Raw genomic sequence first — 26,236 nt, forward strand, 5'->3', positions numbered from 1 at the left:
TTATGAGCGAAGCAAAACCGCAAGACGGTAGCACCGTAAAGGGCTATCGAACTCTTACCGCTGACGATATCGCGCAAATGAATGAGCTGAAAGAAATTAGCCGTGATTTCTGTGAGAAGCTCGATATCGAACGCACTCACCTCTCTCTTGAGGTTGTAGAGACCAACTCTCAGGAGGCTGGCGAGCGTGCTAAAGCGCTGCGTTGCCTCGCCATTGCGCGTACCAAAATGCAGGAGGCCTGCATGTGGGCCTGTCGTGCTGTAGCGCGTCCAGATGCCGACTGCTAGCCATTACAGGAGCCCTTCGCTGAGGGGCTTCGATAATGATCTGTGTAACCCCGCAAGGATGGTGATCACATCTTGCTGACGGGTAAGCCGTAAGTGGCTAAGCACTTCTGAGAAGCAGAGCAAACGCTGCGACATAATTTATAAAATTCTGCAAAAGCCATTCTTTGAGTGGCTTTGACAGAATAACCGATCTGTTTATTCCTGGCTCTGTATCGATGTTTGCGGGGCTTATATTTCACAAAGCAGCAGGATATTCCAAAAATGGCTGACATCTACCAAATCACGCTAACCACCCAAACAGGAGAAACCTTCATCGGGAAGATGTCACGACGTCAGCCTGAGCTGGTTAACGGCTTTGTTCCGCTGGCTACTGAGACGGGCGAGTGGTTGTATTTCGCTCCAGCCGATGTGAAGCGCGTTCAATTCACGCCAGTACCGGCAGAGCAGCCAGCGGAAGATAAAACGGAGTAGCCAATGATTATGTCAACTAAAGTTTCTATCCGCCCGAAAATGAAGTCGATCCTTATCATTTCTGCTCTGCTTCACTGGGACTGGCTGGCTAACAAGTGCTTCAAAATCGAAACGGTAACGAGCGAAACTGTACAACTTTAAAGCGGTGAAACCCATGGCTAACGATGACGAGCGCAGGCCATTACCTAATCCGGCATTCGTCGACGAGTTCGCACCATACATCCGGCTGGCTCCAGCCTCTGGCGTGTGGGAATGGGTGCAGTCACAGTTCATTGCCGACACAGGCCATCTACATAACCCTGACCACTTTCACCTCGCAGATGCTGATATCGGCTTCCTGTGGGCTTCTCACGGATTCAGTAAAAAAGGCCGCATTGTGCTGGGGCAGGCTGAAGAAGTGATGTTTCGCGCCGGAGGCTGGCAGAAAGCCCGCATGGAGCAGCAAATGTATGAGTGGTTCGGGCATCAACCAGCCTACATCATCACACTGGCCGCTGATTACTGCCTGCAATGCTCTGACCTCGAATTCTGCGCACTGATAGACCATGAGCTCTATCACATCGCGCAGGAGGTTGATGAATTCGGAGCTCCGAAGTTCTACCGTGACAGTGGCTTACCCAAGCTATGTATGCGCGGTCACGATGTAGAAGAGTTTATCGGCGTGGTTCGTCGATACGGCGCGAGTGCAGATGTGCAGGAGTTGGTCGACGCCGCCAGGCAACCGGCTGAGGTGGCAAAAATTAACATAGCCAGAGCATGCGGAACGTGCCTGATGAAACTGGCTTAACCTTTGGATTGATCTGGAAGAATGGTGATTTATGGCTGCGCTAAAACCTGAAGTGAAAGCCTTCATCGTTCAACAGCTTGCCTGCTTTGATACGCCTTCGATTGTTGTCGAGGCCGTCCAGAAAGAATTCGGCATCCGGATCACCCCACAGCAGGTTGAGACACACGACCCGACGAAGGTTAGCGGCCGTGGACTGGCGAAAAAATGGGTGGCGCTATTCAATGCAACGAGAACCCGCTTTCAAACCGAAATAGCAGAAATCCCTATCGCGAATAAAGCGTATCGCCTGCGTGTGCTTGATCGCATGGCAACGCGCGCCGAGGGTATGAAGAATATGGCGCTCACTGCCGCGCTAATGGAGCAGGCGGCGAAGGAAGTAGGCGACGTCTACACCAACAAGCAGAAGGTGGAGCAAAACGTCATCGCCACACATAACGTCATGCCGGTTCCGTCATGCGACAACGTAGATGACTGGGAAAAAGCGGCGCAGAAACAGCAGGGCGAGGTATTAGGTGGATGAATTACAAAGCAGTATGGAAGCCACTGCCTGGCTCGCAATCCCTGTCGCTGAGTTGCCCGTGTAACGAGATTCTCTACGAGGGAACGCGCGGGCCCGGTAAAACTGCCGCGCAGCTTGCGAGATTTCGTCGCCTTGTTGGACTGGGCTATGGCTCATTCTGGCGTGGCGTCATTTTCGATACCGAGTATAAAAACCTCACCGACATCATCACGCAGTCAAAGCGTATGTATCGCCTGTTTAACGACGGTGCTCGCTATCTGGCATCAGCCAGTGAGCTGCGTTGGGTCTGGCCTACTGGTGAAGAGTTACTTTTCCGCTTTGGGAAAGAAGAGAGCGACTACTGGGATTATCACGGCCAGGAATTCCCGTTCATTGGCTTTAACGAGCTTACGAAACAGCAGTCGCCTGAATTCTACGAGATGATGTTTTCCTGCCGACGTTCATCGTTCCGGCCAGAAAACTACCCGCTGGCTGATGGTGGCCTGCTAAAGCCTATACCGCTGGAAACATTCAGCACGACAAACCCCTTCGGCATTGGTCATACGTGGGTTAAGAAGCGCTTCATTGAGCCAGCGCCACGCGGCACCATCATCCGCGAAACGCAGAAGGTATTTAACCCGCAGACCGAGAAAGAAGAGAACGTGACGCTAACTCGCGTTGCCATTCACGGCTCGTTCAAAGAAAACCCTTATCTCGACCCGCAGTACATCGCAACCCTGATGGCTATCAAAGACCCGAACCGGCGCAAAGCATGGGTAGAGGGATCGTGGGATGTGACAAGCGGCGGGCGTTTTGACCACCTGTGGAATGAGGCGCTGCACGTCATTAAGCCGTTCTGCGTACCGGATAGCTGGACAGTTGACCGATCGCATGACTGGGGTGAGTCGAAGCCGTTCTCTAACCTATGGTGGGCGCAGGCTGACGGCACAGCCGCCGAACTACCTGATGGTCGTCAGTTCTGCCCGCCAGCAGGATCGCTGATTCTGATTGGCGAGTGGTACGGTTGCCCGCCGGATGAACTGAACAAAGGGCTCAACATGTCATCGACGAACGTCGCTAAAGGCGTAGCGTGGATTGATAAAAGACTGGCTGGTGAAGAGGTAGACGAGCCGGAAGAAATTCAGCTCGATGGCGTGACGCAGGGGCAGCTTCATATCATGCCTAGCATATGCAGCGAGGTTATTCCTGGCCCGGCTGATGGTGCCATTTTCAATACCGGCGACAACGAGCTTTCCATCGCACAAAAAATGGAAGCGCAGGGCGTTACCTGGTTGCCAGCTGATAAGAAGCCTGGCTCCCGTATCAACGGCGCATCTCTTTTTGCGGATATGCTCGAAGCGGTGGTTGAAGGCGTGAAGCTGGAATCAGGTATGCCTGAGAAGCCAGCATTCTACGTTTTTGACTATTGCCGTGGCTGGATAAGCCGCATTCCGGTGCTCGTTCGTGACGATAAAAACCCCGATGACGTCGACACCCAGCAAGAAGACCACGACTGGGATGGAACACGTTATCGCGTACTGCATTCACCACAAAAAATCACCGGCATGTTGGTGCGATCGCGCTGACGGAGGACATCGTGACCGAAAGCGAAATGAAACAACAGCGCGCCAGTAACTCCAGTGTTGAGAGGGAGCGGAATAAAAACCTCTCAATGCTGTTTAACGGCACCAGTAATACCAAACGCCAGCGGCTCTATCAGGAGTTCGGTTACCCGCTGCACCTCACGTTTGATGATTTTTACCGGGCGTACAGGCGTAATGCCGTGGCCGGTGCTGCCGTGACGCGGATGCTTGACGGGTGCTGGGAAGACTACCCTGATATTTACGAAGGCGACCAGACAAAGGATGCGTCGAAGCAAACGGCGTGGGATAAGCGCGTCAATAAACTTCTGAAGCGCTGCTGGGAACAGATTAAAGGCTCAGACCGCCGTAACCTGGTTGGGCGTTACTCTGCGATCCTGCTGCAATTACGGGACAATAAAAACTGGTGGGAGCCAGTTGATAAGGTGGTGGTTGGCCGTCAGGAGGAAAAGGCACTCGTTAAGCTGATTCCTGCATGGGAAGCGCAAATCGACCCGGTTAACTGGGACGATAACCCTGACAGTGAGACGTTCGGCGAAGTGACGATGTATTCGTTTACCGAATTGCCGGTTGACGGAAACTTTGAGGCCAGACCAGGCCGAATCATCAACGTGCATCCGGATCGCGTAATAATCCTGGCTGAAGGCTCTGATGATGGCGTGATGACGTCAGGCAAGTCGTTGCTTGAGGCTGGATTCAACAAGCTGCTTGATATCGAGAAGGTTAGCGGTGGCGCGTCTGAGGGCTTCCTGAAGAACGCCAGTCGCCAGCTCAACTACTCGTTCAGTGAGAAGACGAACTTCTCCGCGCTTGCCAAAGCCCTTGGCGTTGCTGAGGGGCAGCTTGCTGAAGCGCTTGATCAGCAGGTCCGTCGCCTTAACGACAGCACCGACAGCGCCAGCTTTATGCAGGCTGGTACCGCTGAGGTGTTGAGTGTTGCAGCAGCTGACCCGGAGCCGACCTGGCGTACCGCGCTGAGCGAGTTCTGCGCGACCGTTCCTATCCCTGTGAAAGAGCTCGTTGGGATGCAGACGGGTGAGCGCGCCAGCACTGAGGATGCAAAGGGCTGGGGGCGCACAAGGATGAGCCGCCGAAAAGGCTTCCTGACCGACGTAATCACGGATGTGGTTTCACGCTTCTGGACGCTTGGCATTATTCCACCGGCTCAGAATGAAGAAATCACCGTAGGTTGGTCTGATCTTCTGGCACCGAGCCAGGCAGAGAAGATTGCCAACATGGACAAACTCGCGGACGTGGCCGTTAAGTCGACAAACGCGTTTGGACGCTCGGCTATCGAAGAGAACGAAATCCGCGCTGCTGGCGAACTGCAGCCACTGCCTGAGCTTGATGATGAGGTTCCGCCTGATGGCAACAAACCAAAACCTGATCCTCTGGCCGACCCTCAGTCAGAAGCCGAAAAGTCCGGTGATACCACGGTCGAAAGTTGACCCAACAATGTCGCGCAAGTCCGTCAGCAAGATGGAGCGCGATATTGAGGATCGGTATTACGCGATAAAGGTGGCGCTGAAAGCCCTGTTAGACCAGCGCCTTACCGGGCGAGAGCGAGAGGGAAACAGCCATAACTGGCACTTCCTTTGCCATGACCATGGCGAGGATATGCGGATCTACCAGGTCAACGCAGGCAAGTTCATCTACGACATGTCGAATCAGGAGCTGGCTGACCTGCTGGAGGCAGTGCAGGCCATTCTCGATGACCATCTGTTGGATGGCGGCGAGCAAAACCTTTGGGCGATGGATTACGTCGTCGCAGAAGCGCAGCGAGGCACGCTGGAGGCATTCAATAATCTCTCTCAGCAGTCGCAGGTGTACGCCAGCCAGACGACGCTACAGCAGCTTTTAAGCAGCCCCGGTTATCTGAACCAGATATCGGCAGCCAGGCTGACAACGTTCAGTGACTGGAAGGTCATCAGCGATACAGCCCGCGGCGACCTGACCAACATCATCACCGATGCGGTGGCTCGCGGTGTTAATCCTCGCGAGACGGCCAACGTCATCAGTAAGCGCCTCGATGTGTCGATGTCGAAGGCCAAGACCATCGCTCAGACTGAGCAGGTCGGCGCACTGCGGCAGGCACAATGGAACGAAACCGACTGGGCTGCAGACAGGCTGGGGCTGAATACCGGCCTGCTGTGGCTTTCAGCGCTCAAGCCAACGACGCGTACCTGGCACGCCAGCCGTCACGGTAAGGTCTACACCACCGAAGAGGTGCGCGACTTCTACGCCGAGAACGGTAACCGGTACAACTGCTACTGCAGCCAGATTCCGGCGCTGCTCAACGACGACGGCAGCATCTTCAACGAGGGCCTGGCGGATAAGCTGGCGAAAGAGCGTCAGCAGTGGACCACAAAGGAGGGCCGCATGATCGTAGTCATTGGCCTTTTACTGTTGCTTCTCGTGGTTCTGATTGTTATGGCGGCGGGTTCGGGATCAGCGGATCCTTGTTCGTGTCATCGCTGCGGTAAATATGTTCCTGCGCCAGCGCGCTTTTGCGGCGGCTGCCGACCAGCGCCACTAAGCGGGTATCAACCGAGTAAAACAACCTCATCAGGCAAAGTGCTGCCACCACCAAAACAACGCTAAGAGGACGCAACGTGAAGCTATCCAGCATCCACGTTAAATCCCTCGCCATCAACGCCTCCAACATCTCAACGACCACCATCAACGGCCAGGAACACTACGTCATTCGTGGTGCGGTTCCGATCGTCGATGACATCGTGATGAATGGTGGCCTGTACCCGGCGGAGGAGATTAACAACAGCTACCAGACGATGGAGCGCAAGTTAATGCCGATCGGCCACCCGATGGTGAACGGCAAATACGTCAGCGCCAACGACCCACAGGCGGTCAACGACTACTACGCCGGAGCGTGGGCTCAGAACGTCAGCAAGGCCAACGACAAGGTCGTGATGGACGTTTACGTCAATAAGGCTGTGGCAGACACCAAGCCTGACGGTAAGCGCCTTATTCAGCGCCTGGACGACATGATTTCCGGCAATAACGCCGACCCGATTCATGTCTCTACCGGTCTGCTGCTGAACAAAGAGCAAAAGGCCGGGGAGTCGAAGCAGAAGAAATACTCCTGGGTCGCTCACAACATGCAGTTCGACCACATCGCGATCCTGCTCGACGAGCCCGGCGCCGGGACGCCTGAAGAAGGTGTCGGCATGTTCGTTAACGCTGACGGTCAGGAGGCCGATGTTGAATCGACAAGCCTCATCGATGCGGCCAACAGCATGAAAGATGGCTGGTGGAATAAAGTGAAGTTCTTTATCAGCAACGCGTCAGAGATGTCATTCGACGACATCTACCAGGCGCTGCGCATGTCCATCAAGCAGGACGACAAAAAGTGGCGCTACGTCGTCAGCGTCTGGCCTGACCATTTCGTTTACGAAGAGGATGGTGAAAACGCCAAGCCGAAGCTCTTCGACCAGAAGTACCTCATCTCTGACAAGGTCGTAACGCTTGTCGGCGATCCAGTAGAAGTCGTGCGCAAACCAACTGAGTACGAAGTCAAAACCAACGGAGAAACAAACCCGATGAAAGAGAAGATGATCGCCGCGCTCAATGCCGCAGGCGTTAAAACCGAGGGGCTGACCGACGATCAGGTCTGGGATGCCTACAACCAGCAGATGCAGAAGAAAGAAGGTGGCGGCGACCCGGGCCAGGCTCAGATTAACTCTGACGCTATTACTGCCGCAGTGAATCTGGCACTGAAGCCGCTTACCGATGAAATCAGCACGCTGAAATCTCAGCTGCAGGCGAACGCAGAAAGCGACCTGAAAACTAAGCGCGATGCGGTTAAAGCGAAATTCTCGTTCATGACTGAAGCTGCGATCAACTCGCTGGCTGGCGACGCGCTGAACGACCTGTACTCACAGTGCCAGACCAGCACTGGGTTGAACCCATCGTTCCAGCAGGTCAATGCTGAAAACGACCAGTGGAAAGACTACGACCTCAACGCTGGCATCGATCAGGAGAAAAAATAATGGCTAACGTCATCTATCGTGGCCCGGTCGAGCGTGAGCCGGAAACCATCAACCTGCCTGTTGCTGCGGCGCTTAACCCAGGCGTGGCAGTGAAGGTTGCATCAGGAAAGCTCGCAGCAGCCGCTGATACTACAGGCCGCTGGCTCATCCTGGGCAACCGTCGTTTCATCGGTCAGGCAATCACCACCGCATATGCAGCTAACGAAACCGGCGTTGCATACCGCGTTGAAGGTGAGCAGGAATACAACGTTCGCCTGGCGGCAGCGGCCTATACGGTAGGCCAGGAACTGACCATCGGTACCGGCGGCGTATTCAAAGCGGCCGCAACCGGCAATCAGGTCGTCGCAACGTTCGACGAAAAAGCAGGGCGCACTCTGGCGGCGGAAGGTTTCGCCGACGTGGTGATCCTCTCCACTCCGTACGCCAAGGCATAAGGAAAACAAGAATGTTAAAGTTTACTCCACAACAGCAGGGGCTGATCATCAACGCGCGCCGTCGCTGGGACATGATGCAGCGCAATATGGCTGCACAGCATGGCTTTGCAGTCAACGACGCTGGCGGTCAGTTCATTGCGTTTGATGACCTCGTCGGTAACGCCTCCGTGCTGCCGAAAGATGTCTGGGGCGAATGGGACCGCTCTGCGATTACCGTTCAGCGCGACGTACTGTCAGTGTTTAACGACCTGGCCGCCAGCGTTTCCCGCCCGATGGCACTCGGTAAGATCGTTCACTACTTCATGACCCTGTCCGATTCCGGCGATGTAAACATCAGCCTGGATGGCCGCGGCAAGGCGAAGGGCGATCAGCCTGTCATGGATTACGAAGGTACGCCACTGCCTATCATCGACAGCGAGCTGACTTTCGGCTGGCGTCAGATGCTGGCAGCGCAGACTGAAGGATACTCTCTGGACAGCGATGCCATCTCCAACCATCAGCGCAAAGTGGCTGAGAAGCTGGAAGACATGGTGCTGAACGGCGATCCAAACATCAACGTCGGAGGCGCGACCATTTACGGCCTGCGCACTGCGCCAAACCGCGCAACCGGCACGCATGGTCTTGACCTGAACGGCGCAACCGGCGCTCAGTGGGTAGGCGCCATCTCCGCGCTGATTGCTCTGCTGCAGTCCAAGAATTTCTACGGCCCGGTAACCATCTACGTGAACTACAAAGACTGGTTCTACGCGTCTGTGAACGACTACGCGGCAAACTATCCGAAGACCATCCTGTCCCGCATCATGGAAATCCCTGGTGTTGCGGCGCTGGTTCCGGCTTCGAAGGTACCACAAAACGAACTGCTGGGTGTGGTTAAGCGCCGTGACGTTGTGCAGATCCTCAACGGCATGCCGATGACCATGCGCCCGAAAGCTCGCCAGAATCCGGAAGACGATTATGTCTTCTCCGTGCTGGCTGCTGCGGCGCCGCAGTTCAAACACGACGCGAATGGCCAGGCCGGTTACGCCCAGCTGACCAAAGCATAATTCATGGGGCTCAGGCCCCATCTTTTTTACGGAGGCCGTATGGCTGGTAAAGAACAAAAATGGTTGCTCACCCACGACAGCCACGAACTGAAAAAGGGTGAAGTATACAAAGGCGAGACTCTCCCGCTGTGGCTGGCAGGAAAAGCGATCCCGGTAAGCGACCAGGTCCTGGAAGTGGCGACACCTGCCGACGTGCAAAAGCTGCAGGCTGACCTCGACGAGGCCAATGGCAAAGTTGAGTCGCTGACCGCTGACAACACGAAGCTGCAGGCTGACCTCGAAGAGGCTCAGAAACAAATCGACGAGCTGAAGAAAAAGGCGAAATAACCATGGCTGACCCAATCACAGCGGCAGACGTGCAGGCGTTCCTCGGTGAATTGGGTTACACCATCCCGGGCGCGCTGCTGGAGCCGATTCTCTGCGTGGTGAACAAGATTATCCCGTGCCTCGATGGTGCGGGATATGACGACTGCACGGCAAAGCTCATCCTCATGTATGCCGCTGCGCTCATGGCGACGTCTTCCGGTGCCAGGCGAATAAAATCGCAGGGAGCGCCATCAGGAGCGTCACGTTCGTTCGATTATGGCAATGACAGCATCAATTGGTTGCGCGACTCACTGGCCCGGCTTGATACAAGCGGCTGCACCAGTGAGCTGCCGATCAGTGCGGGTAACAGCGTCGGCCTGTTCATGGTGGTCGGGGGCTGCTGATGACGTACAAATCAGTCAAGCACGGCCTGCCGCGTTCTTTCACCCGCGTCTGGGTGATGACCGATACCGGGCGGGAAACTACCGGCTACGTTAAATCGGACGGCGAGTGGTTCATCAACTGCCCGCGCATCCGGGCGACCGGCGCGAAGGTGCTGCGCTGGAAGGAGGGGTGATGTCATCGGTAGCGAACTGGAGCTATACCGCCACGGCGACCATCTGGCGCAAGCTGGAAGGCAATGACGAATGCGGCGATCCGCTGGGTTATGCCGAGCCTGAGCAAATCCTCTGTGATTACGAGGGCGGGCTCAGCAAGAAGTTAGCCAACCTTGGCGCTGAAATCGTCGTGAAGAACACTGTCTGGACTGAGTTCGCGCTGGCGGCAGCTGGTGATTACTTGCTGATTGGCGTATCGACGGAAGCCGACCCGGTTGTGGCCGGCGCCGACGAGGTGCGGCAGGTTATCCGTTACGCCGACACGTTCGAGCGAGTGGCGGATGATTACGCCATCCTGACGGGAGTGTAGCCATGGGCATAAAAGTGAAGGGCGTCAGCCAGGCGAAGAAGCACCTGAATGATGTCATCAACGACGTGAAGGGGCGCAAGGTGATTCGCGCGCTGCAGTCGGCGATGATACTCATCGGCGCCCGGGCGGCCTATTACACCCCGATCGACACCTCCACGCTGATTAACAGCCAGTTCCGCGAAATCGACGCTGGCGGCGTGTTCATCACCGGGCGCATTGGCTATTCAGCCAACTATGCCGCGTACGTCCATGAGGCGTCAGGTAAGCTGAAAGGCCAGCCGCGCGCGCACTTCGGTACAACCCGTGCCGGTCAGCAGTTCGGCGGCGGGACCGGAACGGGCAACTACTGGGATCCGCATGGTGAGCCTCAATTCCTGACCAAAGGCGCGAATGATGAGCGCGACAATGTCGACGCGGTGATGCGCAAGGAGCTTTCGCTATGACGCCTCTGATGCACGAGCGGGTGCGTAACATGTTCGTCGACGCCGGGCTAACGACCGGCTTCACGGTCCAGCAGTTGATGTACGACGACCCTAAGGATTTGGCTAAAGCCATAATCGTCTTCAGACCAAACGGCGGCTCGAATATCCGTACTGACCTCGGCTCTGAGTATCACGTCCTGGTTGATGTCGTAGGCGCGAAGGACAAGCGCAAAGACGCGCTCAATGCCGTGCAGCGCATCGTCGATTACGTCCAGGCCAACCCCATGGCTGACGAGTGTGTCGGCTACATCCAGAACATGGGCGCAATTCCCGCGCCGGTGCTCACAGAAGAAGGGCGAATAGTCTTCCGGCTCCAGTTCGCCTGCACTTACGGCGAATAGCCATACCAACCAAATAACCCGCTTCGGCGGGTTTTCTTTTATACGTCAAAGAGGAGTTTCACATGGCTAATTGCCAGAACTCGAACGAGCGCCTGTTCGGCGGTGCGGTCGTGCTGGAAGTCGCCGATGGCTGCCCGGACGTCAAACCACTGGAAAGTGAGTGGAAGGCGCTGGCTGCTGGTACGTCGAAAGGCTTCGACTTCAACCCGAACTCGGTTACCTCTGATGCGGATGACGGCGGCGGCTATGTCGAGACCATCATCACCAACAGTGACTTCACCCTGAGCTTTGAAGGTGAGGTGCGCAAGAAGGACAAGCTGGATCAGTACGGTGTCGGCAAGTTCATCAAGTACTTCGCTGACGAGCTGAAGGCCAAGCGCCAGCCTGGGATCTGGGTGCGCATGGACTATGGCCCGGTCGAATTCATCGGCTACATGAACATCACGGCGCTGAGTTCTGATGGCGGTACCAACGATATCGTCACCTTCTCTACCGAGTTCAAAGTCGGCGACGCGAGCACCATCGAAGTGAACGAAATCACTGCGGTTGCGGTGACTGGCGTGACGGTAACCCCGACAACCAGCACCGGCACGGCAGGCGGTACCAGCACCTTCACGGTGAATATCGCACCAACCGGCGCTACCAACAAAGACTTCACTGTAGCGACTACCGATGCGACCAAAGCAACGGCAACCGCCTCAGGCAACACCGTTACCGTGACGCGTGTCGCCACCGGCAGCGCGCAGATCATCATCAACACCGAAGACGGCAACTTTGTGGCCGTGCACACGGTTACCGTTACCTAGCGGACATTCCAAAGGGCGGCGTGCTGCCCTTGATAATGACCGTTTACTGGAAGGCTTATGACCGCTTTAACCGATATTGGCGAACTTTCCATCAGCGACAGCCGCGAAGGCGGGAAAGACTACCTGTTGCGACCTTCATTCGAGGCTATGACGAGGATCGGCACTCCGGAAGAGATTGTGCAGGCGTACGCCACCATCCACGGCAATGATGTCGCTCAGCTCATTGAGGTGTGCGCAGGCACGCTGGGGCGTTTCCCGGACTGGCTATCTCCATCATTCAATCGCGCTGCTGAGAAGCTGTTATCAACGAGCATGCTGGTGCTGCAGGCATGCTGCGATGACGATCTGACGCCAATGATTGGCGAGTGGAAGGGTTGGCGACACTGCGTCGTCTACCGCCCGGGCCAGATGCCGAAGAACGACATCATCGTGCTGGCGCAGCACCTCATGCAGCATGGCGTCGTCGGAAAGGCAAAGGTTCGCCAGCTACAGCGCCACGAAACAGGCGACAGAACTAACGAATTTAAAGCCTTCGACTACATCAGCGCGGCACGCAGCCACTTTGAAATGAACCGCGCAGAAGCATCGCAGTTAACGATGACCGAATTTCAGATGCTGCTGGCGGCGAAATATCCTGACCAGAAAGGCTTTACTCGCGAAGAGTACGACAGCATCGCCGACGAGTACCTGGCTAAACAGGCCGCACGCAGGGCAAAAGCAAAGCAATAACCGGAGAATGACATGGCAGGTGAGAAAAACGCCGGTAGCATCGTTTATGAAATCAGCGCCGACGTTGAGCCGCTGCTGCAGGGCGGGAAACAGGCCATTGATGCTCTGGATAAACTGGGTGCTGCAGCCCAGCAGTCCGGAAAGGGAATGGATAACCTCGATCAGAGCGCGTCCCAGACCGGTTCCGCGTTTACTGAACTGGCCGGTTATGCCAACTCCATGGACAACCAACTGCGCAAGCTGAACACCAACGTTAGCGGCATTGCCCGCGCAATGGAAGAGGCCCGCAGCGGTACCGGCGGCGCGAGCAGTGAATTTAGCCGTGCCGAATCCATCATCGAGGCGCTGGGTAACCAGCTGGCTGTGCTTGACGAGGCGCAGGAAAATGGCGCGCGAAGTGCCGCAGTTCTGGCTGCGCAGTTGCGCGCCGGGTCGAAAGCGACAGACGAAGAAAAGCAGAAGATCGGCGAATTGACCGGTCGACTGTTCGACATGAAAGGCGCTGCTGACACATCGATGGGCAGCAACAAGGGCTGGAAGTCCAGTATGCAGCAGGCCGGGTACCAGGTTCAGGACTTCATCGTGCAGGTGCAGGGTGGGCAGTCTGCGCTGGTGGCGTTCGCTCAGCAGGGCTCGCAGCTTGCCGGTGCATTTGGCCCTGGTGGCGCTGTATTGGGTGCGGTAATTGCGTTGAGCTCAGTTATCGCTGGCGTGCTGATTACTTCGCTGAATGGCGGTAAGAACGCCATGGATGCGCTGAAAGACGCAGCTGAAGCGATGGATAAGGTGATAACCATTTCCTCGCAAGGCGTGGCCGCTCTTTCCGACAAGTATGCTGCCCTGGCGCGTGTAAATGCCGACGTGGCAACTTTGCTACGTAATCAGGCGCTTCTTGAGTATAACCAGGCCATCTCGAAGATACCGAAGGCCATTAGTGACGCTTCTGATGCTTTCATTACGTTAGGCGATCGCGCACTGGCTGCGGTTGGCGGGGCGTCTCCAAGCATCAAGAAGTTCAACGATGAGCTTTCTGCGCTTGGTGTTACCACCACAGACTGGAGCCAGGCCATTCAGCAGGCCAACAGCCAGGGTCAATATGCCTCTGGTATTGTGAATTCGCTGTCATCAACGGTGAGCACCCTTTCTTCTCGCCTGGGCATCAGCAAGCAGTCAGCGTTTGATCTGGCAAGAGAACTCTCAGACCTGAGCAATAATCCTTCCCCGGAAGCACTTCAGGAACTGGCGAAAAAACTCCAGGAAATGAAGTCCTCCTCAAAGGATGGTCAGTCAGCCATTGCTGAGCTGGCAGGTAAGCTTGTCGATCTGGCGAGAGAGGCGGCCAACGCGAAGATCAACGTAGACAGCCTTAATAAGTCCACGGATAACCTCACTGCCGGGCAGAAGAACCTCATCAAGCAGTCAGAGCGCAACCTGGCACTTTCGAAGTTGCAGGGGGAGGCCCGGGCGCGGCTGCAGGCGCAATACGCCGCTGAAGATGCCGGGTTTGCGAAGGAAGATCCGCACGCCAAGCAGATGGAAGATGATGCTGCCGCTACGTACAAAAATACGCAGGCGCAGAAGACGCTTCAGTCCGAGCAGAAGAAAGGCGCAACACAGGCTGATTCTATTGCCCAGAAGCTGGCGAACCTCAAACAGCAGTCAGAACTTGCCGCCGACTCAACGAACAAGCTGAGTCGCGAACAGGCCATCCTGGCTGCACAGCAGTCGCTCGGGAAAGGCGCCACCAAGGAACAGGTAGCCCTGGCAGGTAAGTACGCGGCTGCAAAATGGGATACGGCCAACGCCCTCAAGGCGCAGGCAGCTGCCGAGAAACTCCTTCCAGAAGCGCGCGAAAACGCCAGCTATAAGCAGGATATTGAGGAACTGAATACGGCTTTGGCTGCGAAGAAAATCAGTCAGGAGCAGTTCAATCAGACTTCCGAGCGACTGGAAGCAACCCACCAGGCCAACCTTGCGAAAATCCGTGCCGATCAGGCTGTCAGCCCACAGCAGGAAGCCGCTGGCGGCGTAGACCCAGTGCAGCAACTGGCGAATGAAAATGCCCGTAAACTCGCGCTTATTCAGGCCTACGAGCAGCAGGGGATTATCACTCACCAGAATGCGCTCATGCTGCGCGCTACAGCTGACAAGGAGTATGAGCAGGCTCGCATCGCTGCACAGTGGGAGATTTTCCGTAATCAGAGCGCAGGTAATGAAGCATTGGCGGCGTCCTTCGATGCATTGGCCGGTAATGCGTCCAACGCCTTAACCGGCATCATTACCGGGAGTATGTCAGCGTCTGATGCCCTGCGCTCGATCGGGAATACCGTACTGAACAGCCTCATCAACACCTTCGTTCAGATGGGCGTTGAGTGGGTGAAGTCAGCCATCATGGGGCAGACGGCCACCACTGCAGCGGTTGCAGCATCGACCACTGCTCAGGCGGCAGGCATTGCCACTACCACGGCGACGTCTACCGCGGCGGCGGCGGCTACGACAGCGGCCTGGACTCCGGCAGCCATTATGTCATCCATAGCCTCATTCGGTGGTGCGGTGGCGATCGGCATCGGAGCTATGGCTGGCATCCTGGCGCTGTCTGGTAAGCGAAAGAACGGCGGGCCTGTTTCAGCAGGTGGGATGTATCAGGTAGGCGAAGGCGGCATGCCTGAGATTTACCAGGCCAGTACCGGTAAGCAGTACATGATACCGGGCGACAACGGCAAGGTGATCAGCAACAAGGATATGACTGCAGGAGGTGGCGGCGGGGTGATTTTAAACATCAACAATTACTCTTCAGCGTCGGTTGATGCTCAGGCTACGCAAGGCAGTGACGGTACCTGGACCATCGATGCATTCATAGCTGACATGAATAATGGTGGGCCAGCAAGTCAGGCCATTACCAGCAATTTGAACGTTAAGCGCACGCCAAGGGGGCAGGGCTGATGCCAATTATCGACTATCCCGACTGGCTGCCGCTGGCGCAGAAGGCCAGCAAAAACATGACGCTCGATACCGGGTTTCAGACCGATCAGCCAGCGGTCGGCCCGGCTATCTTCGAGAATCAAACCGACGACCTGAAAGTGACCTGGTCGCTGACGTGGATATTCACCCTGGCGCAGGAGCGCGCTTTCCAGCAGTGGCTGCGCAGCCCGAACTATCTCAACAGGGGCCTGAACTTGTTCCGTATGAATATCAACCTTGGCGGCAGTGGCCTGCAGTTGCAGGAGCTTCATTTCACACAGATGCCGGTGCAAACCAGTATCGACGGTGGGGTGGTGACCTGGACGGGGACGGTTATTGCGAACCACCTCTACAACGCCGACGACGAATTCGACGACGTGATTGTTGAGTTGCCGCCGCCATGGCCTTCAGTGCTGGATATCGTGGTTACGGGCTATCCAGATGGGCGCGATCCGGAATCATTACCGAGGGTGCCGTAATGCCGAGCTTCAGGGAGTATAAGCAGCAGCGACCGACGCGCGGGCTGTACGACACCATCATGTTCTACCATCCATCCTTTGGCTATGTGCGCCTGGTCGATAAGCAGTTCTTCCCGAAGACGCTTGGCGGCCAGACGTACACACCAGCCCGTTTTGAAATCGAAGAGAGCCAGCAGAGCGGTACGCCGGTGATCGACGCGACGGTGAAGCTTGGGCGGCTGTCTTCGGATATCAAAGTGCTGATGAAGCAGTGGAAGGGCGCAGCCCGTCTGACGGCCATCACAGCCACGCGGCAGATCTTCGACAGCGGCGACGTGTCTGTGCCGATTAAGTCCTGGCAGTTATACGTCAAGACGGTGGACATCGACGCTGATGCCGCATCGGTAACCCTTTCTGTCACCAACCCGCTGAACAACAACATCGGAAGGCTCTATGACCCAACGGAATATACCGGCCTGCAGTACCTCTGATTTCATCAGCAGGATGATCGGCGTGCCGTGGGCTAACCGTGCCTGCTCGTTCGATAAGGTGGATTGCTGGGGCTTGTGCGTGCTGTATTACCGGCACGTTCTCGGAATTGAGCTGCACCAGACGCCGGACTACGAAGCCGGTGAGGACTTCTTCACCTGCTATCAGGGTGATGTCGTTTTCTGGAACCAGGTCGACAAACCGGTCGAGGGCGGGATATTCGTCGGATACCGCGGTGCGCAACCGGCGCATGTTGGCCTGGTGCTGAACCGGATGGCGCTGCACTCGCGCGGCGAGAACGGAAGCGTACGCATGGACTCGTTGCTGGTCATTCAGCGGGCATTCACCAAAGTGGAGTTTTTTTCTTATGGCGTTGATTGAGCTTCAGCGTTTCCCGGGAACGCCAAAAGAACGCTACAGGGTGCCAAACGGCACCCTTTTTTATGACTGGCTTGCGGCCAATGACGCTACCTTTCACCGCGATCTGCTGATCGTCCGCAACGGCGTGAAGCTTAGCGATGACGATGAGCTGGAGTTTGAGCTGAGAGAACTGGACCGCATCCAGATATTCGACCAGCCAAAGGGGATTGTAGGCGACATCCTGAGCCCGATCTTTAAAGTGGTGGGGCAGGTATTTTCGTTCCTGGCGCCGAAGCCAGCCATCGCCAACAACGGCGGTAATACCGTCGACTCGCCAAACAATAGCCTGACCGGTCAGACAAACACCGCGCGTGTCTATAAGGCAAAACCGGACATTTACGGGCAGATTCGCTCTTTCCCGGATCTGATTCAGGAGTCGGTTTTCGAATACGTTCACCAGACATCTACGGATGGCGGCCTGAAGTACGTTACTGAGTGGATGTGCGTCGGTATTGGAAAATATGACCGTGAATCTATTCGCTACTCAGAATCTAGTCTGGGGAGCATGGCCGGTGCTGAATATCAGTTCTTCGAGCCAGGTGAAGTTATCCCGCAGATCGTTGAAGGCTACGGGTTCGATGATGTCGATGGGCAGGAGGTGCCGGGGCAGAACGAAGCCAGTGACTTCCCGATCGAAACAGCCACCGCAACGACTGTAGTCAGCGGCACCTACTCCGGCGGTCAGATAGCGATGAAAATCGTTAAGCAGGCTGATTTCGATTACTTCATGGGGCTGGTGTTGCCTCACGCGGTGACCTTCACCATCAACGTGACGTATAACACTGCATCAGGCAGCGTTACTACCGATGCGACATTCTCCGGAACGCTTATCTCCGCCGTTGAAACAAACGACGGTGCAGTGGTGAATCCGGTACGCTGGTACACGTTCACGATGAACCAGCTGGAGGGGCCGCAGGACATCCCGGCGAATGCCACGATCAACACCACGAAGTTCATCCTCAACGATAACGAGGCGCTGGTGGTAGGCCCGTTCTTCTCCCCGGTCGAGTCGACGCAGCTGTGGCTGCATACCCAGTCCAGCCTCGGCGGTAAGAAAGAGACCAACTGGAAGGTTGTCATCTGGAAAATTGACGATGACTACAACCAGGTGCCGGGCACGCAGCAGACGTTTACGTACCGGCAGACCACGCCTCACCAGTCGACGAGTGAGGTTTTCTACCGCACCGATAAAATCACGCCGACCGGCGGCTTCGGGAAGTATGCGGTCAGCTTCCAGCGCACGGATAACTCCGGCGACGCGTCACTGCTGAAGGTCGAAGAGATCCACAGCATCAACATCCGTACGAACGTTGTTCACCCGACCGACACGCTGGTACGGGTGAAGGTGAGGGCGACAGAGAACGCCCTTGGCAGCCGAGAGCGCAAATATAACGCGCTGGTGACCCGCCATACCATCACCTACGACCTTGACACGCAGACGGTGGATTACACGCTGCGACCGTCTCGCTCGTTCGCTGATGCGGTAGCACACACCTGGCTGATTATGGGTGGGCAGCCGGTCAGCAGCATTGACCTGTACGGGCTGTACTCGATTGCTGAAAGCCTGCCTGATGAGCGCTTGGGTTATTTCGACTATACCTTCGACGACGAGAACGACTCTCTCGGAGACCGGGTGCAGGCAATATGTAATGCGGCGTCTGTGTTGGCTTACTGGGATGACGGGGTGCTGACATTTACACGAGATCAGAAGGTAGACTACCCGGATGCAGTGTTCAACCGGGCAAACATGAAGACGGACGAGTACAAAATGACGTACGAGGCCACTTTGCCTGGTGGTTATGAAGGTGTGCAAACGTCATACGTTCACCCGACCACGAACAACAAGACGTACATCAACTACCGCGTGTTGAACGGCGATATCGTCGAACAGGAAGCCGAGAACCCGAACAAGCTGGAGATAGTCGGCTTCCGTAACGAGTATCAGGCGCGGGAGCGCGCGCTGCGCGAAACGAAGCGTCTGATCTACTCCCGGGTGAAGATGAACGCCAAGGTGTTCGAAGACGGGATAATTCAGGTTGGCAGCGTCATTCAGATGCCTGATATCTACGACAGCAACCAGCAAGGTGGTTACGTCACCGGCCGATCAGGGAATGACTTCGATACCAGCGAGCCGATCACCTTCACCGGTTCGATGTATGTACTGGTGACCGACAGCCTGGGTAATCCGACGCTGCGCTATCCTGCGGAGGCGCGGGCCGACACGAAGTACGGCTTCACTGCGGCAATACCCGACATTCAGCTCAACATATGGAACGGAGACACTGTACAGCTCCCGTCGCGCTACCTCATAGCGACCGTAGAGGAACTGGACAGTCAGCTATGGACGGTCAACAGCATCAAACCGAACACAGATAACACGGTATCTCTGACCGTCGCGGAATACAGCGACGCCATCTACCAATAAGAACCGTCCCCGACCAACCGAACCCGGACAACGTGCCGGGTTTTTTTATGGAATCAATATGGCTACGCAACCTACCAATTTGCCAGTTCCAAGCGAATCCTATCGCGACCTTAAATATAACGCCGGAAAAATTGACGAGTTCGTTACCTCACTGGTAAACACTTATGTAGACCGTTTCGGTAACGAGCATTACACCATCGAAGGTCTTCGCTGGCTGGCTCAACAGGCTATTGCTCAGTACGGATGGATCCTTGTCGACTCTTTCCAGGATGGCGCAGACATCACTCTGCCTAATCAGGCTCTTCGTGACGAAGATACCGGGGAATACTATCGCTGGGACGGTGCATTACCAAAGCATGTAGATGCTGGGTCAACCCCTGCCACATCAGGAGGAGTTGGTGTCGGTGCATGGATTGGTATTGGTGATGCTAGTCTTCGCGCATTGCTCGCAACGGTAGCAGGCGCCGGGATGGTTGGTGCAGCCGACAAGGATGGAAACCCGTCTACCGTTCAGGCTGAACTGGATGATCTGCATGAGCAGACGTCACATATCGGCGGTGACATTTCTGTAGTCGACTCAGTAGTGACTGCTGGCACATACAGTGATATGAGGTTCCTTGAGGGATTAAACCACTATACTGTCAGCAACTCTATTCCAAAGGATGTAGCCCTGCCTTACGATCATTTCGGCCTCACTATGAAGCTGCGAGATGGAAGAATAATTACCCTTTTCCGTAGGGCTCCAACTCATGTTGGTTCAAAAGGGGTAATTATGAAAACGGAGCTTCAACCTACAGGATGGAGCGCCCCTGTTCAGGTGTTATCTGATCCAACTCTTGATATGAGATGCGCCTCTGGTGGGGTTATGCCTAACGGTAACATTGTGCTCTGCACAAACCTTATGCAGACAGATAATACACCCAGAGACGTTGTGTTTTATGTGTCTAAGGATTGTGGGGACACCTGGACATTGATAAAAACGGTCACTGTAAGTCAGGCTGGAGGGTATGCGTACACAATTCCTTATGGTCTTGCCAATGTAATTGGAAATAAAGTAGTTATTCCTTTTTACAAAAGGGTCGGCACGGTCTTCTCTGTTTCATTTTTCCAGAGTAGCGATAGTGGAGAAACATGGTCAGATGGACCTGTTATTTACTCAGGTGCAAATGACTACAACGAAACTCAAATAGCTTGCATTGGTAAATACGCAATCGCCATATCAAGGGTAGCATCAGGAATAAGTGGTAAATTCCATATCTTTACCTCTACTGATGGAGGGGTAACCTGGGTTGATGCTGGCGACAGTAATTTTACTGGTGGTGACGGAGCTTATGTTGTTGCCCCTTCTCTTTTTGTAAGAAGGACGAAGTCAGGGACACCATATATTTTATTCCTCTATGTAGACAGAACGGCTCAGGTTCTTTACTACAGATATTCCACTCTGGCAAAAATAATCGCATCTGACCTGTCGTTTAGTGAGAGGGCGCGTGTTACTGGAGGACTGGCAAACAGCAGTGGTTACCAATCAGGATATTTCGAAGGGAACAGGCTGATAGGCATTGTCTGGAAAGAAACTGTCGAGCAAGCTGCAGCGCAGGGTGATTCTTTCGAGATATTTACTCCAGATATTCCAGACTTTGACTCTGGCTGGGTTAGCGTGGCTGCACTTCAGAACTACACCCTCTCTACTGGTTTCAATCAGAAGATCAGAGATCTTGATGTATTCTTTTCTCCTGATGCCAGTGCGGGCACAGTGCACAAGGTAAGCACTGGCCAGGTATCAACAACCGGTGCAGGTGCAGCGGTAGCATTGACCGATACGCAAATTGTATTGCGAACAGGCACCTATCCATATAGCAACTCTTTGTTTGGTTCATCAGGTGGGACAAACTACACTACCGGTTACTATAGGGTATATGGCTGGCTGTAATCGCTGGCAAGTGCTATATTCCCTCCAGGAATTATCCTGGTGGGAATGATGAAAACTAACAACAAGCTTGAATCAATACAGATACTTAGAGCCTTGGCTGCCTTTCTTGTGGTGTTCAATCACGTTGGCGCATATGTATACAGCCAGATGAAAGGAGACTCGTTCTTTATGTCTACCGGGTTCGTTTACATGGGTGGGTTCGGAGTGCATGTTTTTTTCTGCATAAGCGGATTCATCATGGCATATTCGCATAAAGGCGATCATGGCATAAGAAGTGCGCTGTCGTTCATGGGTAAGAGAGTGTGGAGGATATACCCTATATACTGGGTGTGGACTATTATCACTTTGTTCGCTCTCAAGCAGCAATATCTTTCAGATTTCAACCTGCTGGTCAACAGCTTAATTCTTACGCCTGACATCTATCCAAACGGCCAGGGTAGGTTGATTCTTGGTCAGGGGTGGACACTGCAGTATGAGATGTACTTCTATCTCGTGTTCGGTTTGTGCGTAGCCTTTGCGAATCGGTATTTATTCACGCTGATATCTTTAATTATTGTAGCAGTCATGATTTATGCCCCATCGCATATAGAAGGTCAATATTCATTTTTCTTCGGTAACAATATTGTTCTCGACTTTATTATGGGGATTTTATGCGCCTGGATTTATCGTAAATATTCTCATCTTTCTATCAATAACATAATCCCTGTAAGCATCTGCGTTCTTGGGTTTGCCGCATCATGCTGGCTAACGCTAAGCGTAGGAGGAATGGATCGCCTTTACTCTATGGGATTGCCTGCATTCATCATAGTGTTAGCATGCCCATTCATAAAAGTTAAAGATGGTGCATTCACCCGATTCCTGGTGTTCTGCGGCGAGGCATCCTATACAACCTATCTTTGCCACTTGATTTTCATTCCATTGGTGGCCTTATTGATACCCGCACTTCTACGACTTGGCGCACCGGTCGACATTTACATGGTTGCCGCATCTTTAATCGTTGCGACACTAACCCTCCCTGCATATTTATTGCTTGAAAAGCCAATCATCAACATAGCAAGAAAAATGACTTTCAGTCCAAACAGGATGCAACAGGCTGCATGAACAAGAACCCGCTCCGGCGGGTTTTTCACAACTAAATTTCAAGTATCTCCATCCACTTACCAATCAGCTTACTCGTCTCGCTTGATCTGCGCCCATGAACGATAATACTGTATGCACATACAGTTATTACCGGAGGTGCATCATGGGTTTTCCATCGCCAGCAGCAGACTACGTTGAAGAGCGCATATCGCTCGACAAGAGGCTCATCTCTCATCCATCATCCACGTACATGATGATAGCGGGCTCTACATACCTGCGAGCTGGCATAATGAAGGGCGCAATGCTTATCGTCGACTCGTCGCTGACACCAAAAGACGGCTCTCTTCTGGTGTGCGCACTTGATGGTGAGTTCAGGATCATGCGCTACAGAACACATCCGCAGCCGCATCTGGAAAACCCTGAGAATGGAAGGAGGGAGTCGTTACCGTTGAAGGACGATGTGTCGGACACATCGCGGCCGGTGTTTGGAGTGATCACCTACAGCATCAACGATGCTCGCTCAGGCGAGTTCGACGACTGCCCGGTGATGTGATGGGGAAAGGGCATAGCTATACCAGGCGGCATGGCTGTGCACTCTCTGTGTCACGGATGTGTCATGCATAGATGAATCATAACGAAACGCAGAAGCATATAACGACACGTAATGACACAAACCACGTGCGAGCGCGGAAAAACTAATGACATTACAGTGTGTTAAATAGTACTCTACGTTCTTCTAAGCCGTAGGTCGTAGGTTCGAATCCTACAGGGCGTACCATTCCGCATTACTGTCTTTCCAGCATGTTCATTTTCGTCTGTTTTCACGCTCAACCCTCTGCTCTTTCCTGAGCCCTGTACCTATTGTTTCTTATCCCTGATGCGTTCCTTTAATTAACGGAATAATAAATAGAAAGCTAATTAAAACCTGTTATTTTCCGTCTTAAGGTTTTCTTAATCTTATATCCAGCTCGCTTTCTAAATTAGATTTTTATCACCTTAAACCCCGGCGTGAAGATATTTTCCACTTTTACGACTAAACTGGATTGATACTAATTATCATTAGCGTTTTTGTATGCTTTAATCCTGTCGCACAACCCCTTCAGGGGTGAATCTCGTCGGTCTATTAAGGATATGTTCATGAATTCTCGCCTGCTGTCATGCTTCTCGCTTGCCTTGTTGTCTTCATCACTTTTCCTTTCTACACAATCAGTTGCTGCTGATAATAATCAGGGTATCGTTGTGTATAACGCACAGCATGAAAACCTGGTGCAGTCATGGGTTGATGGCTTTACGAAAGAAACGGGAATTAAAGTTACTCTGCGAAACGGCGGTGACAGCGAGCTGGGCAACCAGCTGGTTCAGGAAGGCAGCGCATCGCCTGCGGACGTATTTCTGACGGAAAACTCGCCGTCCATGGTATTGGTTGATAACGCTAAATTATTTGCGCCTTTAGATGCCGATACGTTAAAGCAGGTACCAGCGGAATTTCGTCCAGCGCACGGTCGCTGGATAGGCATCGCCGCGCGTAGCACCGTGTTTGTCTATAACCCGCAAAAATTAAATGAGACACAGCTGCCAGCATCGCTGATGGATCTGGCGAAACCTGAGTGGAAAGGGCGCTGGGCCGCGTCTCCGTCAGGCGCGGATTTCCAGGCGATCGTTAGCGCAATGCTGGCGCTGAAGGGCGAGCAGGCCACGCTGGACTGGCTCAAGGCGATGAAAACCAATTTCGTTGCTTACAAAGGTAACAGTACCGTGATGAAAGCGGTCAACGCGGGCCAGATTGATGGCGGCGTGATCTATCACTACTACCGTTTTGTCGATCAGTCCAAAACGGGTGAAAACAGCAAAAATACCCAGCTCTACTATTTCAAACACCAGGATCCGGGCGCATTTGTCAGCCTCTCTGGCGGTGGCGTGCTGGCATCCAGCAAGCATAAAGCGCAGGCGCAGGCCTTCATCAAATACATCACCGGCAAAGAAGGTCAGGAAAGCCTGCGTACCAACAACGCCTTTGAATATGCCGTTGGCGTGAATGCCGCGTCCAACCCGAAACTGGTTCCGCTGAAGGATCTGGATGCGCCAAAAGTGGAACCTTCCACGCTCAACAGTAAGAAAGTTATCGAGCTGATGACGCAAGCTGGCCTGCTGTGATCCTGAACGCAAAGTGAATGTCTTATGTCTGGTTTGAGTCTCGACATCGGTAAAAACCGCGTGCGGAAGCCTGTTCGCAGGCGTCCCGCGCTGCCGATGGTTGCGTTAGCTGTCTTGTTTTCATTACTGGCGCTTCTGCCTTTGGGCTTTATCATTGCCATCGGCATTGAGACCGGCTGGGAAACGATTAAGACGCTGGTGTTCCGCCCGCGGGTGGCTGAGCTGCTCAGCAACACGCTGTGGCTGATGGCGTTAGCGGTTCCGCTATGCATTGTGTTGGGCGTGGCGATAGCCTGGCTGACGGAGCGCACAATGCTTGCGGGACGAGGCGTATGGTCGGCGCTGGCGGTGGCCCCGCTGGCGATCCCCGCGTTTGTGCAAAGCTATGCCTGGGTAAGCGTGGTACCGGGCATGCACGGCCTTTCTGCGGGGGTGTTCCTCTCCGTTCTGGCCTACTATCCGTTTATCTACATGCCGGTTGCGGCGGTGCTGCGCCGTCTCGATCCCACGCTTGAAGATGTCGCCGCTTCGCTCGGATCGCCTCCCTGGCGGGTCTTTTCCCGCGTGGTGCTGCCTCAGCTTAAACTGGCGATCTGCGGCGGCGCGCTGCTGGTGGCGCTGCACCTGCTGGCGGAGTATGGCCTGTACGTCATGATCCGCTTCGACACCTTCACCACGGCCATTTATGACCAGTTCCAGTCTACGTTCAGCGGCTCGGCCGCGAACATGCTGGCGGGCGTACTGGCCTTATGCTGTCTGGCTATCCTGATGCTTGAAGGCGTCACGCGCGGAAAAACACGCTATGCGCGGATTGGCGCAGGCGCCGCGCGCGAGCAGAAGCGCTGGCCGCTTGAGCCTGCTATGGCGTGGCTGGGACAGCTGCTTTTTCTGACGCTGGTGCTGCTGGCGCTGGGCGTACCCTTAATCGTGTTGTGTCGCTGGATCTGGCTGGGCGGCGTGGAAAACTGGATGAGCGCCGATCTCTGGCACTCGCTGCGCCAGACGCTGATGCTCGGCGTGGGCGGAGCGCTGCTGACGACGGCGTGCGTGATCCCCATCGCGTGGCTCGGGATCCGTTATCCACACCGTATTTTCCGTATGCTGGAAGGGTGCATTTATATCACCAGCTCGCTGCCGGGTATTGTGACCGCGCTGGCGTTGGTCACGGTGACTATCCACTATGCCCGTCCGATTTATCAGACGGAAGTGACGCTGTTCCTCGCCTACCTGCTGCTGTTTATGCCCCGCGCGCTGATTAACCTCCGGGCCGGCATTGCGCAGGCGCCGGTTGAGCTGGAAAACGTGGCGCGCAGCCTTGGCAGCACGCCCGCTGAAGCATTATGGCGCGTCACCCTGCGGCTGGCCGCACCGGGCGCGGCGGCGGGCGCGGCGCTGGTTTTCCTCGGCGTCAGCAATGAACTGACCGCAACGCTGCTGCTGTCGCCACTGGGAACGCGTACGCTCTCCACCGGCTTCTGGGCTCTCACCAGCGAGATCGATTATGTGGCTGCGGCCCCTTACGCCATGCTGATGATCCTTATCTCACTGCCGCTAACCGCCATTCTTTATATGCAGTCTAAAAAAATTGCAGGGCTATGA

The 26,236-nt window shown here is 54.6% G+C and carries 27 protein-coding genes and 1 pseudogene; all 28 read left to right on the forward strand.

Features of this window, described 5'->3' with window-relative positions; translation table 11 throughout:
* Positions 1 to 2: 2 nt before the first annotated feature.
* Positions 3 to 287 carry a hypothetical protein gene (locus EXW94_RS15480; RefSeq protein WP_174340456.1) on the forward strand — a complete coding sequence of 95 codons (285 nt, stop codon included), beginning with the start codon at positions 3 to 5 and terminating at the stop codon, positions 285 to 287.
* Between the two features lie 261 nt (positions 288 to 548).
* On the forward strand, positions 549 to 758 hold the full coding sequence (locus EXW94_RS15485; RefSeq protein ID WP_174340457.1) for a hypothetical protein: 210 nt from the start codon (positions 549 to 551) through the stop codon (positions 756 to 758).
* A gap of 154 nt (positions 759 to 912) precedes the next feature.
* Positions 913 to 1,545: a putative metallopeptidase gene (locus tag EXW94_RS15490; RefSeq protein ID WP_174340458.1), complete on the forward strand. Its 633-nt coding sequence runs from the start codon at positions 913 to 915 to the stop codon at positions 1,543 to 1,545.
* 31 nt (positions 1,546 to 1,576) lie between these two features.
* Entirely contained in the window at positions 1,577 to 2,065 is a 489-nt protein-coding gene (locus EXW94_RS15495) for a DUF2280 domain-containing protein (protein WP_174340459.1), read from the forward strand.
* Complete coding sequence (locus tag EXW94_RS15500; RefSeq protein ID WP_174340460.1) at positions 2,062 to 3,630, forward strand: terminase; 1,569 nt, start codon at positions 2,062 to 2,064, stop codon at positions 3,628 to 3,630. The genes EXW94_RS15495 and EXW94_RS15500 overlap by 4 nt, the downstream gene beginning before the upstream one ends.
* An 11-nt stretch (positions 3,631 to 3,641) precedes the next feature.
* Positions 3,642 to 5,093, forward strand: a complete 1,452-nt coding sequence (locus EXW94_RS15505) for an anti-CBASS protein Acb1 family protein (RefSeq protein WP_174340461.1) — start codon at positions 3,642 to 3,644, stop codon at positions 5,091 to 5,093.
* Positions 5,029 to 6,006 (forward strand): annotated as a pseudogene (locus EXW94_RS15510) (phage minor head protein); the annotation flags it as partial. The gene EXW94_RS15505 and the pseudogene EXW94_RS15510, both read left to right, overlap by 65 nt.
* A 251-nt stretch (positions 6,007 to 6,257) precedes the next feature.
* Positions 6,258 to 7,652: a DUF2213 domain-containing protein gene (locus tag EXW94_RS15515; RefSeq protein WP_174340462.1), complete on the forward strand. Its 1,395-nt coding sequence runs from the start codon at positions 6,258 to 6,260 to the stop codon at positions 7,650 to 7,652.
* Positions 7,652 to 8,086, forward strand: coding sequence for a hypothetical protein (locus EXW94_RS15520; RefSeq protein WP_001752667.1), 435 nt, complete (start codon positions 7,652 to 7,654; stop codon positions 8,084 to 8,086). Before EXW94_RS15515 ends, EXW94_RS15520 begins: the two co-directional genes overlap by 1 nt.
* A gap of 11 nt (positions 8,087 to 8,097) precedes the next feature.
* Positions 8,098 to 9,129 carry a major capsid protein gene (locus EXW94_RS15525; RefSeq protein ID WP_174340463.1) on the forward strand — a complete coding sequence of 344 codons (1,032 nt, stop codon included), beginning with the start codon at positions 8,098 to 8,100 and terminating at the stop codon, positions 9,127 to 9,129.
* Between the two features lie 39 nt (positions 9,130 to 9,168).
* Entirely contained in the window at positions 9,169 to 9,456 is a 288-nt protein-coding gene (locus EXW94_RS15530; protein WP_174340464.1) for a hypothetical protein, read from the forward strand.
* 2 nt (positions 9,457 to 9,458) lie between these two features.
* Entirely contained in the window at positions 9,459 to 9,839 is a 381-nt protein-coding gene (locus EXW94_RS15535; protein WP_174340465.1) for a hypothetical protein, read from the forward strand.
* Positions 9,839 to 10,012 (forward strand): hypothetical protein, encoded by a 174-nt coding sequence (locus tag EXW94_RS15540; protein ID WP_006820518.1) that lies wholly within the window; start codon positions 9,839 to 9,841, stop codon positions 10,010 to 10,012. The genes EXW94_RS15535 and EXW94_RS15540 overlap by 1 nt, the downstream gene beginning before the upstream one ends.
* Positions 10,012 to 10,362 carry a hypothetical protein gene (locus EXW94_RS15545; RefSeq protein ID WP_174340466.1) on the forward strand — a complete coding sequence of 117 codons (351 nt, stop codon included), beginning with the start codon at positions 10,012 to 10,014 and terminating at the stop codon, positions 10,360 to 10,362. Before EXW94_RS15540 ends, EXW94_RS15545 begins: the two co-directional genes overlap by 1 nt.
* 2 nt (positions 10,363 to 10,364) lie before the next feature.
* A complete protein-coding gene (locus EXW94_RS15550; protein ID WP_174340467.1) occupies positions 10,365 to 10,805 on the forward strand; it encodes an HK97 gp10 family phage protein in 441 nt (146 codons plus the stop codon).
* Positions 10,802 to 11,185 (forward strand): hypothetical protein, encoded by a 384-nt coding sequence (locus EXW94_RS15555; protein WP_174340468.1) that lies wholly within the window; start codon positions 10,802 to 10,804, stop codon positions 11,183 to 11,185. Before EXW94_RS15550 ends, EXW94_RS15555 begins: the two co-directional genes overlap by 4 nt.
* A gap of 62 nt (positions 11,186 to 11,247) precedes the next feature.
* A complete protein-coding gene (locus EXW94_RS15560) occupies positions 11,248 to 11,991 on the forward strand; it encodes an Ig-like domain-containing protein (RefSeq protein WP_047028460.1) in 744 nt (247 codons plus the stop codon).
* 57 nt (positions 11,992 to 12,048) lie between these two features.
* Complete coding sequence (locus EXW94_RS15565; RefSeq protein WP_174340469.1) at positions 12,049 to 12,720, forward strand: DUF6246 family protein; 672 nt, start codon at positions 12,049 to 12,051, stop codon at positions 12,718 to 12,720.
* 12 nt (positions 12,721 to 12,732) lie between these two features.
* Positions 12,733 to 15,663 carry a tail protein (tape measure) gene (locus EXW94_RS15570; RefSeq protein ID WP_174340470.1) on the forward strand — a complete coding sequence of 977 codons (2,931 nt, stop codon included), beginning with the start codon at positions 12,733 to 12,735 and terminating at the stop codon, positions 15,661 to 15,663.
* Positions 15,663 to 16,160 carry a hypothetical protein gene (locus EXW94_RS15575; protein WP_174340471.1) on the forward strand — a complete coding sequence of 166 codons (498 nt, stop codon included), beginning with the start codon at positions 15,663 to 15,665 and terminating at the stop codon, positions 16,158 to 16,160. Before EXW94_RS15570 ends, EXW94_RS15575 begins: the two co-directional genes overlap by 1 nt.
* Positions 16,160 to 16,630, forward strand: a complete 471-nt coding sequence (locus EXW94_RS15580; protein ID WP_174340472.1) for a hypothetical protein — start codon at positions 16,160 to 16,162, stop codon at positions 16,628 to 16,630. Before EXW94_RS15575 ends, EXW94_RS15580 begins: the two co-directional genes overlap by 1 nt.
* A 13-nt stretch (positions 16,631 to 16,643) precedes the next feature.
* Positions 16,644 to 17,009 carry an NlpC/P60 family protein gene (locus tag EXW94_RS15585; protein ID WP_174340664.1) on the forward strand — a complete coding sequence of 122 codons (366 nt, stop codon included), beginning with the start codon at positions 16,644 to 16,646 and terminating at the stop codon, positions 17,007 to 17,009.
* Entirely contained in the window at positions 16,996 to 19,473 is a 2,478-nt protein-coding gene (locus EXW94_RS15590) for a host specificity factor TipJ family phage tail protein (RefSeq protein ID WP_174340473.1), read from the forward strand. The genes EXW94_RS15585 and EXW94_RS15590 overlap by 14 nt, the downstream gene beginning before the upstream one ends.
* 58 nt (positions 19,474 to 19,531) lie before the next feature.
* The gene (locus EXW94_RS28270) at positions 19,532 to 21,403 is read left to right on the forward strand and encodes a hypothetical protein (RefSeq protein WP_254797848.1); all 1,872 of its coding nucleotides are present in this window, start codon (positions 19,532 to 19,534) and stop codon (positions 21,401 to 21,403) included.
* Positions 21,404 to 21,448: 45 nt separating this feature from the next.
* Positions 21,449 to 22,504, forward strand: a complete 1,056-nt coding sequence (locus EXW94_RS15600; protein WP_254797851.1) for an acyltransferase — start codon at positions 21,449 to 21,451, stop codon at positions 22,502 to 22,504.
* Between the two features lie 142 nt (positions 22,505 to 22,646).
* The gene (locus EXW94_RS15605) at positions 22,647 to 23,036 is read left to right on the forward strand and encodes a S24 family peptidase (protein WP_174340475.1); all 390 of its coding nucleotides are present in this window, start codon (positions 22,647 to 22,649) and stop codon (positions 23,034 to 23,036) included.
* A gap of 584 nt (positions 23,037 to 23,620) precedes the next feature.
* Positions 23,621 to 24,637, forward strand: a complete 1,017-nt coding sequence (locus tag EXW94_RS15610) for an iron ABC transporter substrate-binding protein (RefSeq protein WP_108415756.1) — start codon at positions 23,621 to 23,623, stop codon at positions 24,635 to 24,637.
* Between the two features lie 24 nt (positions 24,638 to 24,661).
* Complete coding sequence (locus EXW94_RS15615) at positions 24,662 to 26,236, forward strand: iron ABC transporter permease (protein WP_174340476.1); 1,575 nt, start codon at positions 24,662 to 24,664, stop codon at positions 26,234 to 26,236.

Origin of the sequence: Enterobacter sp. JMULE2 (assembly GCF_013337145.1) — a bacterium.
GTDB classification, from domain to species: domain Bacteria; phylum Pseudomonadota; class Gammaproteobacteria; order Enterobacterales; family Enterobacteriaceae; genus Enterobacter; species Enterobacter mori.

Coding starts and splice junctions, on each gene's coding strand:
- EXW94_RS28270 (WP_254797848.1), top strand. CDS start 19,532: ATGGCTACGCAACCTACCAATTTGCCAGTTCCAAGCGAATCCTATCGC.
- EXW94_RS15550 (WP_174340467.1), top strand. CDS start 10,365: ATGGGCATAAAAGTGAAGGGCGTCAGCCAGGCGAAGAAGCACCTGAAT.
- EXW94_RS15540 (WP_006820518.1), top strand. CDS start 9,839: ATGACGTACAAATCAGTCAAGCACGGCCTGCCGCGTTCTTTCACCCGC.
- EXW94_RS15590 (WP_174340473.1), top strand. CDS start 16,996: ATGGCGTTGATTGAGCTTCAGCGTTTCCCGGGAACGCCAAAAGAACGC.
- EXW94_RS15560 (WP_047028460.1), top strand. CDS start 11,248: ATGGCTAATTGCCAGAACTCGAACGAGCGCCTGTTCGGCGGTGCGGTC.
- EXW94_RS15530 (WP_174340464.1), top strand. CDS start 9,169: ATGGCTGGTAAAGAACAAAAATGGTTGCTCACCCACGACAGCCACGAA.
- EXW94_RS15495 (WP_174340459.1), top strand. CDS start 1,577: ATGGCTGCGCTAAAACCTGAAGTGAAAGCCTTCATCGTTCAACAGCTT.
- EXW94_RS15480 (WP_174340456.1), top strand. CDS start 3: ATGAGCGAAGCAAAACCGCAAGACGGTAGCACCGTAAAGGGCTATCGA.
- EXW94_RS15585 (WP_174340664.1), top strand. CDS start 16,644: ATGATCGGCGTGCCGTGGGCTAACCGTGCCTGCTCGTTCGATAAGGTG.
- EXW94_RS15520 (WP_001752667.1), top strand. CDS start 7,652: ATGGCTAACGTCATCTATCGTGGCCCGGTCGAGCGTGAGCCGGAAACC.
- EXW94_RS15500 (WP_174340460.1), top strand. CDS start 2,062: ATGAATTACAAAGCAGTATGGAAGCCACTGCCTGGCTCGCAATCCCTG.
- EXW94_RS15610 (WP_108415756.1), top strand. CDS start 23,621: ATGAATTCTCGCCTGCTGTCATGCTTCTCGCTTGCCTTGTTGTCTTCA.
- EXW94_RS15575 (WP_174340471.1), top strand. CDS start 15,663: ATGCCAATTATCGACTATCCCGACTGGCTGCCGCTGGCGCAGAAGGCC.
- EXW94_RS15525 (WP_174340463.1), top strand. CDS start 8,098: ATGTTAAAGTTTACTCCACAACAGCAGGGGCTGATCATCAACGCGCGC.
- EXW94_RS15600 (WP_254797851.1), top strand. CDS start 21,449: ATGATGAAAACTAACAACAAGCTTGAATCAATACAGATACTTAGAGCC.
- EXW94_RS15545 (WP_174340466.1), top strand. CDS start 10,012: ATGTCATCGGTAGCGAACTGGAGCTATACCGCCACGGCGACCATCTGG.
- EXW94_RS15605 (WP_174340475.1), top strand. CDS start 22,647: ATGGGTTTTCCATCGCCAGCAGCAGACTACGTTGAAGAGCGCATATCG.
- EXW94_RS15615 (WP_174340476.1), top strand. CDS start 24,662: ATGTCTGGTTTGAGTCTCGACATCGGTAAAAACCGCGTGCGGAAGCCT.
- EXW94_RS15490 (WP_174340458.1), top strand. CDS start 913: ATGGCTAACGATGACGAGCGCAGGCCATTACCTAATCCGGCATTCGTC.
- EXW94_RS15485 (WP_174340457.1), top strand. CDS start 549: ATGGCTGACATCTACCAAATCACGCTAACCACCCAAACAGGAGAAACC.
- EXW94_RS15535 (WP_174340465.1), top strand. CDS start 9,459: ATGGCTGACCCAATCACAGCGGCAGACGTGCAGGCGTTCCTCGGTGAA.
- EXW94_RS15565 (WP_174340469.1), top strand. CDS start 12,049: ATGACCGCTTTAACCGATATTGGCGAACTTTCCATCAGCGACAGCCGC.
- EXW94_RS15570 (WP_174340470.1), top strand. CDS start 12,733: ATGGCAGGTGAGAAAAACGCCGGTAGCATCGTTTATGAAATCAGCGCC.
- EXW94_RS15580 (WP_174340472.1), top strand. CDS start 16,160: ATGCCGAGCTTCAGGGAGTATAAGCAGCAGCGACCGACGCGCGGGCTG.
- EXW94_RS15555 (WP_174340468.1), top strand. CDS start 10,802: ATGACGCCTCTGATGCACGAGCGGGTGCGTAACATGTTCGTCGACGCC.